At 68.0% G+C, this 12,095-nt stretch carries 8 protein-coding genes; 7 read left to right on the forward strand and 1 reads right to left on the reverse strand.

Going from position 1 to position 12,095, the window contains the following annotated elements; all coding sequences use genetic code 11:
* The 6 genes from AC3QL3_RS09075 to AC3QL3_RS09100 all read left to right on the forward strand — a co-directional run bounded on the left by AC3QL3_RS09075 (nucleotide 1) and on the right by AC3QL3_RS09100 (nucleotide 8,197).
* Nucleotides 1-1,101 (forward strand): hypothetical protein, encoded by a 1,101-nt coding sequence (locus tag AC3QL3_RS09075; RefSeq protein ID WP_492898190.1) that lies wholly within the window; start codon nucleotides 1-3, stop codon nucleotides 1,099-1,101.
* A 187-nt stretch (nucleotides 1,102-1,288) separates the two neighbouring features.
* Nucleotides 1,289-2,986 (forward strand): hypothetical protein, encoded by a 1,698-nt coding sequence (locus tag AC3QL3_RS09080; RefSeq protein WP_492898192.1) that lies wholly within the window; start codon nucleotides 1,289-1,291, stop codon nucleotides 2,984-2,986.
* A 70-nt stretch (nucleotides 2,987-3,056) separates the two neighbouring features.
* Nucleotides 3,057-3,752 carry a hypothetical protein gene (locus tag AC3QL3_RS09085; RefSeq protein ID WP_492898194.1) on the forward strand — a complete coding sequence of 232 codons (696 nt, stop codon included), beginning with the start codon at nucleotides 3,057-3,059 and terminating at the stop codon, nucleotides 3,750-3,752.
* A 72-nt stretch (nucleotides 3,753-3,824) separates the two neighbouring features.
* The gene (locus AC3QL3_RS09090) at nucleotides 3,825-4,499 is read left to right on the forward strand and encodes a YceH family protein (protein WP_492898196.1); all 675 of its coding nucleotides are present in this window, start codon (nucleotides 3,825-3,827) and stop codon (nucleotides 4,497-4,499) included.
* 73 nt (nucleotides 4,500-4,572) lie between these two features.
* Entirely contained in the window at nucleotides 4,573-5,661 is a 1,089-nt protein-coding gene (locus tag AC3QL3_RS09095) for a DUF6351 family protein (protein ID WP_492898198.1), read from the forward strand.
* A gap of 76 nt (nucleotides 5,662-5,737) precedes the next feature.
* On the forward strand, nucleotides 5,738-8,197 hold the full coding sequence (locus tag AC3QL3_RS09100; RefSeq protein WP_492898200.1) for a zinc-dependent metalloprotease: 2,460 nt from the start codon (nucleotides 5,738-5,740) through the stop codon (nucleotides 8,195-8,197).
* Nucleotides 8,198-8,261: 64 nt separating this feature from the next.
* Here the strand turns inward: AC3QL3_RS09100 and AC3QL3_RS09105 are convergent, their stop codons facing one another.
* Nucleotides 8,262-10,406 (reverse strand): winged helix-turn-helix domain-containing protein, encoded by a 2,145-nt coding sequence (locus tag AC3QL3_RS09105; protein WP_492898202.1) that lies wholly within the window; start codon nucleotides 10,404-10,406, stop codon nucleotides 8,262-8,264.
* Nucleotides 10,407-10,730: 324 nt separating this feature from the next.
* Between AC3QL3_RS09105 and AC3QL3_RS09110 the strand changes: the two genes are divergently transcribed.
* Nucleotides 10,731-12,005 (forward strand): DUF5979 domain-containing protein, encoded by a 1,275-nt coding sequence (locus AC3QL3_RS09110; protein WP_492898204.1) that lies wholly within the window; start codon nucleotides 10,731-10,733, stop codon nucleotides 12,003-12,005.
* Nucleotides 12,006-12,095: the final 90 nt, after the last annotated feature.

Genomic DNA, 12,095 nt, shown 5'->3' on the forward strand with positions numbered 1-12,095 from the left:
ATGCACGCAAGACACAGCTTGTTGGGTGCCGTTTCGGCATTCGGGTTGAGCTTCGCCGCCGCCTTGGCGGCCCAGCCCGCGGCACAGACGCCGCCGCAATACGAGATCGTCGATCTCGGCACCTTCGGCGGCGACATGGCGAATGCGCACGATATCAACGACGCCGGCCACGTCGCCGGCACCGCCGACGCCTCCGACCAGGTGCCGCAGGCCTTTCTCTGGCGCGACGACACCCTGGTCAACCTCGGCAGCCTGATGCCGCAGCACGCGCCCGACTACGGCGTCGCGCGCGGCATGAGCGAGAACGACTACCTGGTCGGCGAGTCGATGACGCCCGACCCGGCCAACCCGCAGTGGAGCGTCAGCCACGCGTTCTTCTGGTCCGAACAGACCGGCATGATCGACATCACGCCCGGCACCGGCAATTCCTCGCAGGCCTGGGACGTCAACTCGGCCGGCCAGGTGGTCGGCAACTACACCGGCGCCTTCATCTGGTCGCAGGCGAGCGGCCTCAAGAACATCGGCCTCGGCGGCGTCGGCAGCTCGGCCGAAGGCATCAACGAAAACGGCCAGGTCTGCGGCTACGAGGGCAAGGCCGACGGCAGCATGGTCGGCTGGGTCTACGACAGCCGCACCGACACGATCCGCGAGCTGGCCACCCTCGGCAGCTATTCCGATACGCGCCGCATCAACAATGCCGGCGACGTGGTCGGCTGGAGCCTCGACACCGACCGGCGCGGACACTCGATTCTGTGGACGCACGACGGCCAGATGGTCGACCTCGGCGTGGTGCCGGTGCCGGACTACTCGGCCGGCACCGCCAATGCGCTCAACGAGGCGCGCTGGATCGTCGGTGCCGACGACTATCAGGGCAACGGGGTGCTGCCGATGGGCTGGCTGTGGGTCGACGGCGCCAAGTACGAGCTGCGCACATTGATCGCCGATCCGGTGCAGCGCGAGGCGTGGAGCGATCTGTCGACCCCGCTCGGCATCAACGCGAGCAACGAAATCGTCGGCATCGGCGTGCGCGACGGCCTCGGCCGCTCCTTTCTGATGCGTCCGCTGCGCCCGGACGCGATTTTCGCCGACGGATTCGACTGAACGAGGCCCGCCCGAGCCGTTCGCGACGGGCGCGGGGTACATCGTTCGCACATCGAGTTCGCATCGTTCACGCATGCGCCAAGCCGGCAGCCGACGCAGGATCGGGCTGTCTCCTGGTGACGCGCCTCATTTCCACCAGCAGTCCGGTCCGCCTGGGCGGACCGGACGATCAAAGACGGGAGTTCTGATGTACGCAAGACATACTTTGCTCGGGGCCGTATCGAGCCTCGGGCTGCTGCTCGCCGCCTCCGCGACGGCGGCACCCACGGTGGTGGGTTTCGACAACGGCGCCGAAGGCTGGGTCTGGGCCGGCGGCGACCTGCCGATCGAGGCGGACGGCGGCCATCCCGGCGCGCACACGCATCTGGCCGCGCTCAGCGTCGATGCGGTGGAGTTGCAGTCGAACACGAATACCGCCTTCGTCGGCGACTTCAGCACGTCCAAGGGCGTGCGCTTCGGTGTCGACGTCAAAGTCGAATCCTTGTCCGCGCTCGGCAACCCGATCACGCGCGATCTGGTGGTCGAGCTGCGCAGCCGCGCCTTGGCCCACCAGGGCTACCCCTGGGCATCGGTGTGGACGAGCTTGGGCACCTTGCAGACCGGTCTGGACTGGAGCACGTTCAGCGTGACCTTCGATCCGCGCTCGACCACGCTGCCGAAAGGCTGGGCCGGCACCGGTGCGGAAGATCCGACCACGCTGGAGCCGGCGCTGCCGGCCGGAGTGAGCTTCGCCGACGTGCTGGCGCAGGTCGACGAGGTCGTGTTCACCACCGCCAAGCCGGGCTATTCCTACGTGCCGATGGATGCGGACGTGCGCCTGGACAATCTCAGCGTCGATCGCGACGTCCGTCCCGAGCCGGTGCAGCCGCCGCAATACGAGATCGTCGACCTTGGCACCTTCGGCGGCCAGCTCGCCAATGCGCACGACATCAATGACGCCGGCCACGTCGCCGGCACCGCCGACGCCTCCAACGAGGTGCCCAACTCCTTCCTCTGGCGTGACGGCAACCTGACCAATCTCGGCAGCCTGATGCCGGGCCACGCGCCCGACTATGGCGTCGCGCGCGGCATGAGCGAGAACGACTACCTGGTCGGCGAAACGATGACGCCGATGCAGGGCTTCCCCGGCGCCAGCGTCAGCCACGCGTTCTTCTGGTCCGAGCAGGACGGCCTGATCGACCTCACGCCGGGCACCGACAACATGTCGCAAGCCTGGGACGTCAACTCGGCCGGCCAGGTCGTCGGCAACTACACCGGCGCGTTCCTGTGGTCGCAGGCGGATGGTCTGAAGAACATCGGCTTCGGCGGCGTCGGCAGTGCGGCCGAAGGCATCAACGAGAACGGCCAGGTCTGCGGCTACGAATGGAACGCCGCCGGCACGCGCCTGATCGGCTGGGTCTACGACAGCAAGACCGACACCATCCGCGAGCTGGCTTCGCTCGGCGGCACCACCGAGACGCGCCGCATCAACAATGCGGGCGATGTGGTCGGCGCCAGCCGCGAGGCCAACTTCACCCCGCATTCGGTGCTGTGGACGCACGAGGGTGAACTGGTCGATCTCGGCGTGGTGCCGGTGCCGGACTACTCTCCCGGCACCGCCAATGCGCTCAACGAAGCGCGCTGGGTGGTCGGCGCCGACGACTACAATGGCGCCGGCAATCCGATCGGCTGGCTGTGGGTCGACGGTGCCAAGCACGAGTTGCGCGCGCTGATCGCCGATCCGGCCCAGCGCGAAGCCTGGAGCGATCTGACCGCGCCGCTCGGCATCAACGCACGCAACGAGATCGTCGGTATCGGTATTCGCGACGGCATTCCGGGGCGCGCGTTCCTGATGCGCCCGCTGGCGTCCGACCGCATCTTCCGCAACGGTTTCGAGACGGAGTAACCCACCGGCCGCTGCGTGCGCTAAGGCGCGCGCAGCGGCTTTCACGACACGACCCCGACGAGGTGCTGCGATGGGCAAGTACGGATCTCTCTTGATGCTCGGCTTGAGCGGCGCGCTGCTCGCCGGCCACGCCGCCGCGCAATCGACCGTGGTGACCTTCGATGACGGCGCCCAGGGCTGGGACGGCAACGCCACGGTGGTGCCGGACGGCGGCCATCCGGGTGCGAGCGCGCACTTCCTGCTCGAAGCGACCGGCATCGAATTCCGCACCGATTCCAACACCGCCTTCCTCGGCGACCTGACCCAGTACCCCAGCCTCACGATCGGCCTCGACGCGCAGACCGATTCGATCACCTACGACGGCAACGAAGTCGAGCGGGGCTTGTTCGTCGAATTCCGCAGCCACGCGCTGGCGCCGCCCGACTATCCGTGGGCCGCGGTGTGGACGCGCATCGGCACCCTGCAGGCGAACCCCGAGTGGGGCAGCTACTCGGTGAGCTTCGCGCCGGCGTCGGCGACGCTGCCGGACGGTTGGGGCGGCTACGGCGCCGAAGATCCGCAGACCGGCGCGCCGGTGCTGCCGGCCGGCGTCACCTTCGCCGACGTGATGGCGCAGGTCGACGAGGTCGCCTTCACCACCTTCGAGCCGGGCTACATCTACGGCTTCGCGATCTACGCCGCGCATTGGGACAACTTGCGCATCGAACGCGGCAGCGACGCCATTTTCGCCGACGGTTTCGATCCGGCGCCGCCCGCCGCGCGCTGAGACGGCGATGCGCTTCGCGGCGCTCGCGCGGCGACGCTATACACTGACGCCTTTTCAGCGAAGGCGGTGACCGTGGAAGACGTAACGACGCAAGGGACGCCGGCGCTGCCGCCGCTGGATGCCACCGAAGCGCGCATCCTCGGCTGCCTGATCGAGAAAGCCGCGATCACGCCCGAGGTGTATCCGCTGACCTTGAACGCGCTGGTCGCGGCGTGCAATCAGAAGACCAGCCGCGAACCGGTGATGAATCTGGAGCCGGGCGCGGTCGGGCATGCGCTGAACCTGCTCGAGCGGCGCTTGCTGGTCAAGATCGCAACCTCCTCGCAGCGCGTGCTGCGCTACGAGCATCGCTTCGACACCGTCTACGGCAGCACCGCGCGCCAGCGCGGCGTGCTCTGCGCCTTGCTCCTGCGCGGGCCGCAGACCCTGAGCGAATTGCACACGCGCACCGAGCGGCTGGCCGACTTTCCGAGCGTGGAGGATTTGCGCGACACGCTCGAGCGCCTGATCCAGCGCGAACCCGCCTACGTGGTGCGCATCGGCCGCGCCCCGGGCCAGCGCGAAGATCGCTACATGCATCTGCTCGGCGGCGCGGTCGACGTCGACGCGCTGGCGCAAGCCGCGGCCGCGGCGCCCGCGCGCAGCGGCGGCGCGCACGAACGCCTCGAGCAGCTCGAAGCCGAACTCGCCGGCTTGCGCGAAGAGGTCGCCGAGTTGCGCCGCCGTCTCGACGCGGCCGGTGCCTGAGGCGGCGATGGCGTTTCGTTCGCCTCGCGGGTGGGTGCGCGTCGCCTGCGTTTTCCGGCTGTCGATCGGATTGTTGTCGATTGGCTTGTTGTCGATCGGCGCCGCAGCGCGCGAGCCGGCCAAAACCGCGCCGCCGCCGCTCGAGATCGGCCAGCTCGACGGCGCCGCCTATCGCATCGACGTGCCGCCGAACTGGAATCGTGGCCTGGTGGTGTTCTTCCACGGCTACGACACCGAGGCGATCACGTTCCGTTCCGAGCAGCGCGTCTCGCCGATGTTCGATCCGATCCTGGCGCAGGGCTTCGCCGTGATCCAGTCGGGCTATTCGCGCGGCGGCTGGGCGGTCGAGCAGGCCGGCACGGAAACCGAAGCGCTGCGCCGGCACTTCGTCGCCCAATACGGTGCGCCAAAAGAAAGCTATCTGGTCGGCATGTCGATGGGCGGTCTGCTCACCGCGATGACGATCGAGACCAAACCGGAACTCTACGACGGCGCGCTGGCGCTGTGCGGTGTGCTGGCGCCGGCCGATCGCTTTCTCGCGCGCGACTTCGCCCTGCGCGCCGCGTTCGACTACTACTTTCCGAATCTGCTCGGGCCGCTGGTGCCGGTGCCGACCGACTACCAGCCGACCGATGCGCTCGAAGCGCGCATCGACGCCGCGCTGACATCCAATCCGAAAGCCGCCGCCGCACTGCGCGCGTTGAACGGTGCCGGCGATGCGCGCGATCTGTCCAGCGTGATCGGCTTCGCCGGTTATCTGATCGGTGAATTGCAGCGTCGCGCCGGCGGCAATCCGTTCGGCAACGCCGATCTGATCTACACCGGCAGCGGCGACGACGTCGCGCTCAACGACGGCGTCGCGCGCTATCGCGCCGAGCCGCGCGCGGCGGCCTATCTGGCGCGCTGGTACACACCGAGCGGCAAGCTGAGCAAGCCGCTGCTGGCTCTACACGACGTCGGCGATCCGCTGGTGCTGGCCTCGACCGCGTTCGACTACGCGATGCGCGCGCAAGCCGCCGGCCGCGGCGACCGCTTCGTGCAGCAGTACGTCGCCGCCAACGGGCACTGCGTGTTCACACCGCAACAGATCGGCCAGGCCTTCGATGCGCTGGTCGCATGGAAGCGCGAGGGCAAACGGCCGCCCTCGGGACGCCAACCTTGAACCACATGCCTTTCGGCGCATGGGCTGCGGCGGCGGAGCGGGCACACTGACACGCTGGGCGAGCGAGGCGAACGAGATGAAGCAGGGTGGACGACTGTTGGGCGCGGCCTTCGCCGTGATCTTCGCGGTGGCGGTGCAGGCGGCCGACGCGCCGGCGGGCAAGACCGAGGCGAAGCCGACGACCGATATCGCCGCGGCCACGCGCGGCATGGCGCGCGTGCAGGGTTTCTTCGACGTCTATCGCGACGAGACCAAGGGCCGCGTACTGCTCGGTGTGCGCGAATTCGAGCAGCCGTTCCTGCTGGTCACGTCATTGCCGTGGGGGCTCGGCTCCAACGACGTCGGTCTCGATCGCGGCCAGAGCGGCGATTCGCATCTGGTCGAGTTCCGCCGCGTCGGCACGCGCGTACTGCTGGTCGAGGACAACACCAAATTCCGCGCCGTCTCGAACAATCCCGACGAAGCGCTCAGCGTGCGCCAAGCCTTCGCCGAATCGGTGCTGTGGTCCGGCGAGGTCGTGGCCGAACGCAAGGGCGCCGAGGCGCAGGTGCTGGTCGACGTCAGCTCGCTGCTCTTGTCCGACCGCCACGGCATCGCGCGGCGCCTGACCGAGACCAAGCAGGGCCGCTACGAGGTCGACGACAAACGCAGCGCCGTCGCGCTCGCCGACGCCAAGAGCTTTCCCGACAACACCGAACTCGAAGCGCTGCTGACCTTCAAGGGGCCGGGTGAAGAGCAGTTCGTGCGTGACGTCGCGATGGACCCGGCCAGTCTGAGCCTGCGTCAACACCTGAGCCTGGTGCGCTTGCCGCCGCCGGGCTACGCGCCGCGCGCCTATCATCCGGCCTCGGGCGCATTCAGCGTCGGCTGGTACGACTTCGCGCAGCCGCTCGCTTCCAGCATCGACCGCCGCGTGCAGCCGCGCTTTCGTTTGGAGAAGACCGATCCCGCCGCCGCGCAGAGCGCGGTGAAGAAACCGATCGTGTTCTATCTCGACCGCGGCGCACCCGAGCCGGTGCGTTCGGCTTTGCTCGAAGGCGCCAACTGGTGGAAGAGCGCGTTCGAGAAAGCCGGCTTCAAGGACGCGTATCGAGTCGAGCTGCTGCCCGAAGGCGTCGATCCGATGGACGTGCGCTACAGCCTGATCACCTGGGCGCATCGCTACACGCGCGGCTGGTCCTACGGCCAGCCGATCGTCGATCCGCGCACCGGCGAGATCATCCGCGGCAACGTCACGCTCGGCTCGCAACGCGTGCGCCAGGACATCCTGATCGCCGAAAGCCTGCTCGCGCCGTACGACAAGGCGAACGCGAGCGAACTGAAGAACGCGGCGGAACGGATGGCGCTGGCGCGCTTGCGCCAGCTCGCCGCGCACGAAGTCGGCCACGCGCTCGGCTTCGCGCACAACTTCGCCGCGAGCCGGCAAGGCAACGGATCGGTGATGGACTATCCGCATCCGCTGCTCAAACTCGCCGACGGCGCGGTGTCGCTGGCCGATGCCTACGGCGTCGGCGTCGGTCCCTGGGACGATTTCCTGGTCGCGCACGGCTACGCGCAATTCGCGGCCGGCAGCGAAGCGGCGGCGCTGGCGAAACTGCGCGCCGACATTGCAGCGGCCGGTTTCCGCTACGTCAGCGACGCCGACGCACGCGCGCCCGGCGACGCCGAGCCGGATGGCCTCTTGTGGGATTTCGGTCCCGACACGCTGAAGGCTTTCGACGACGTGCTCGCGCTGCGCCGCAAGGCGTTGGCTGGCTTCTCGCTCGGCGTGCTGCCGCCCGATCGGCAGAGCGGCGAACTCGAAGCGCGCCTGGTGCCGGTGTATCTGTTGCACCGCTATCAGACCGAGGCGGTCGCGCGTCTGCTCGCCGGTGCCGACTACGTTTATGCAGAGGCCGGCGATCGCCGCGCCGGAACCAAGCGAGTACCGGCGGCGACGCAGCGCGCCGCGCTCGAACGCCTTGTCGCGACGCTCGGCGCTGCGGAACTCGCGTTGCCGGCGAACGTGCTCGACCTGGTCACGCCGCCCGGCAACGACTACGCGCGCAATCGCGAGTACTTCGCCAGCAAGACCGCGCCGCTGTTCGATCCGCTGGCCGCGGTCGAGGCCGCTTCCGCGCAGACCCTGCAGTTCCTGTTCGCGCCGGCGCGGCTGAATCGTCTCGCCTGGCAACACGCGCGCGACGCCGACGCACCCGGCGTCGCTGACGTGCTCGCGGCGATCTTCCACGGCACCTGGCAGAACGATGCGGCTGCATCGGCGCCGGCCGCGGCGGCGGTGCAGACGGCGGCGAATTGGGTCGTACTCGATGCGGCCTTGAATGCGCTCGACGGCGGCCAGCTGCATGCGCAGGTCGACGCCGAGCTGCGCGCGTCCTTGCAGAATTGGCAGGTCTGGCTGGCCAAGCGCGGCGGCGACGGCGCGCCGGCGGCGAGCCGCGCGGCGGCGGCGGAGACGATCCGCAAATATCTCGCCGATCCGAAGTCGGTCAAGCTGCGGCCGCTGCCGCCGATTCCGCCGGGTGCGCCGATTTGAGCGCAGCGCCCGGTCGTAGCGAAGCCGTCGTTGGCAGAGCCGGCAAGCAACGATCGCGCGACGATCAGCGCGAATCGGCAACGTTCTGCAACGCCTCGCGCACCGGCTCGAAGCGCGGATCGCCGGCGATCCGCTGCGCCGACATCACGTGACCGGCCGGCAGCCGCAAGAGTTCGCGCAGATGGCCGGCGGCGTCGTCGAGGCGGCCGCCGGCGATTTCGATTTCGGCCAGCGCGGCGAGAAACATCGGCGCGTCCATCGCGTCGCGCGCAACCGGAAAGCGCTCCAATACAAGACGCGCGTTCGCGAGTGCGGCCTCGTGTTCGCCGAGGCCGGCCTGGGCGAGGGCGAGCTGGATCAGCAGCGACGGCTCGTCGCCGCGCGTGCGCTGCTGTTCCTGCAGGGCTTCGCGCGCGCGCGCGAACGCGGCCTGTGCCTGCGCAGCGTCGCCCTTCAGCGCGAAGGCTTGCGCGCGTAGGAGATCGCTCGGCGTCGTCGTCGGCAGGTAGACCGCTTCCAGCCACGCCGGTGCCGCGGCGAGCGCAGCCAGTGCCGCGTCGGCATCGCGTTGCTGGTAGTGCGCGATGAAGCGCAGCGCCGTCGTCCAACCGCCGGGATCGAAGCCGGCCGGTACGGCATCGAGGATCCGGCGCGCACCGGCGAGGTCGCCGGCATTGAGCAGTGCCAGGCTTCGATACAGCGCTGGACCGTGATTGTCCGGGTCGGCCGATTGCGCACGGTCGTACGCCTTCTGCGCCAGATCGTAGCGGCGCAACATCGCGTAGGAATCGCCGAGCGCCATCGGCCAGCGCGAATTGCGCGGGTCGATCGCGGCGATGCGCTCGTAGCCGGCGATGGCCTGTTCGATGCGCCCGAGCCGGCGCTGCACGTTGGCGATCGCGAAACCGATGTCGGCATCGCCGGGCAGGCTGCGCTGCGCGCGTTCGAATTCTCCCAGCGCGGCGGGGTAGTCGCGGTGGCGGTAGTAGTGCACGTAGCCGCTGGCGAGGCGCGCCTGCGGCAGCTCCGGCGCCAGGCGCAAGGCAGTGGCCGCCGCCTCCTCGGCGGCCGCGATGCGGGCCGGATCGGAGTCGAGGTGAAACCAGTAAGCCAGGCTGTCGAGATAGGCCAGCCGCGCCCACGCCAGCGCGAAACGCGGATCGCGCGCGGTCGCCTGCCGGTACAGCGTGCGCGCTCGCGACACCGCATCGCGCATGTCGCCGGCGCCGACGTGTCCGACCTGTTCGGCCAGGTATTCGGCCTTGAGGAAATCGTCGTAGGCTTGCGCGTCGCGCGTGGGCACATAGGCGACTTGCTCGGCTTCCGATTGCAGCAGCTTGGCTTTCAGCGCGGCTGCGACCTGTTCGGAGATGTCGCTCTCGACCTCGAACAGGTCTTCGATCCCGCGCGCGTACGACTCGGCCCACAAATGGCGGCCGCTGCGGCCGTCGATCAGCTGCACGTTGACACGGAAACGATCGCCGTCACGCAGCACGCTGCCTTCGAGCAGCGCGGCGACGCCGAGCTGCGCGGCGGTCGCGCGCGGATCGCCCGAATGATTGTCGCGATTCTTGCTCGCCGCACGCGACATCACCTGTAGTTCGCCGATGGCGGCGAGCTTGGTCAGGATGGTGTTCTGCACACCGGCGGCGAAGTAGGCGGCGTCGGTGTCGCGCGTGAGGTCGGCGAACGGCAGCACGGCCAGCGACCGCGGCGATACGGCGGGCGCACGTAAGCTGCGGTAGGCGAACGCAGCCGCGGTGATCGCGGCCAGGATGAGCAGAAGGAGCGCGGCGATTCGTCCGAAGCGAAAGCCAGCATGTGTCGGTGCTTGCGCGCGCTTCGCGACGTCACCGTCGCGGGCTGGTGCCGCGGGACGCGCGAGAAAGCGGTAGCCGCGGCCGCGCACGGTCTCGATGTACAGCGGCTTCTCGCCGGTGTCGCCGAGCGCCTTGCGCAGCGCGCTGATGTTCCAGCTGAGATTGGTTTCCTCGACCACGCTGCCGCGCCAGACCTGCTGCAGCAGGTCTTCGCGCGTGCGCAAGCGGCCCGGCGCCTCGACCAGGGCGAGCAGGAGATCGAAGGCTTTCGGCGTCAGCGTGACCGGCGCGTCGTCACGCCGCAGCGTGCGCTCGGCAGGGTCGATCCGGAACGGACCGAAAGCGAACGGGGCCGGGTACTCATCCGGCGCAGTCGATGAACGTTCCAACACGGCTCCCAACAAACTCACACGAAAAAACCACGAGCCCCAAAGGCTCTACCGCGTCGCGCCGGCCTAATTTAGCGCATCGCGACGGTCGTGCGAGATGGACGGCCGTCAGGCGATGTTCGTGAGTTCGGTGTTGTGTCTGCAGCCGTATCGATCGCGTCGAGGGATGCATCGGTGCGTGATCTGCTTGGAGTTAATGACTGATGGGGGTTGGAAATGACGGATGAAGTACGCGGCAATAATCGGTTTTTGAACACGATTCTTCACAATGCTCCGGCGGCGTCGCGCAGTAGGCGCCGTCGCGGTCTGGTCTTGGCGACAGCAATGGCGATGACGGTGCTGGCAGCGACCGACATTGCACATGGCCAAGCCGGCACCGTGACCGTTGTCTTCGCCGCCGGCGGCCTATATTTCGGTGCCGCTCCGAACGCCGAAATCGTCTTCAGCCTGGACTGCACAGGCGAGGGAGGACAGCCACCGGTGACTTCGGTGGCCCTCAGAACCGATGAGGGAGGCATCTTCTTGACGCCTAGTAGTGCAGAGTTCGAAGTTACGGTACCCAACACTTGCGACATGCGGATATCGTTTCCTACCGATCCTCCCGCCGGGTATCGTTGGGATCAGCCAGAACCTTACCGATTCTCCGTCGACCAACCCGGCATATTTAAGATGATCTATGCCGTCTCCTTACTGAGTGGCGGCCTGCAGATCGACAAAACCGTGAGCATGCCGCTTCCGGTAGACGCCAGCTTCGATTTCACGGTTGCCTGCACGCATTCGGAAAAGGCCGTCACGCCGATCGCCGCGGCGAATACGAGCGCGCGCATCACGATACCCGCCGGCGCGACCGCGGGCAGCACGACGATCGCCCCGATCGCGGACGGCAGTACCTGCATGGTGACGCAGGCGCAGCCGCCCTCGCTGCCCGGTTACGTCTGGGGCCCTACATCCGGTCCCAATGCCGACATCGGGATTGCTTTTCAGAGCGTGGTCGTCACGGAGTTCGCCGACACCCTGAGCGCAGTGGATGCCATCTTCGCCGACGGCTTCGACGACATCGCGCCGACCAATCCTGTGCAGGATGGAGGCTTCGAAGTCAGCTTCGGCGGTGCGGGCCCATGGACTTCGACCTCGATCGTAGTCGATCCCTTGTGCGACATCAGTTGGTGCGGCGACAGCGGCGCCGGCCCGCGCACCGACAGCGCCTGGGCCTGGTTCGTGGGTCCAGGAGTTCTTGAGGAATCTACGGTGTCGCAGTCGGTGACGGTTCCGTCCGGCGGTCCGCAGTATCTGAACTTCCGGCTATGGATCGGCAAGGTCGGCGGTCTCGATTCGGAACTCGTAGTCAGCGTCGACGGCACCGAAGTCGCATCGTATCCGGAACCGGCCGAGGCCGAGGCCGGTTACACCCAGCGCAGCGTCGACATAGGTGCCTACGCCGATGGCGAGCCGCATGCTATCGAGTTCCGTTACAACGGCACTTATTCCTACTACAACCTCGATGACGTCAGCATCGATTCCGCGCCGGCGCCGTTGCATCCGCCGTCTGCAGCGGCGCAACGGCTGGTTGCTATGGCCCCGCCGGGCCAGCTGCGCTAGTTCTTTTCGAACGCTCCGACAGCGCCGCGCGAGAGTGACGTTCTTTCTCAAGCCGAGGCTCGCGCCTCGGCTTTTTTTGCGAGACGCGGA

The sequence above is a fragment of the Dokdonella sp. GW821-FHT11D02 genome, assembly GCF_058808595.1.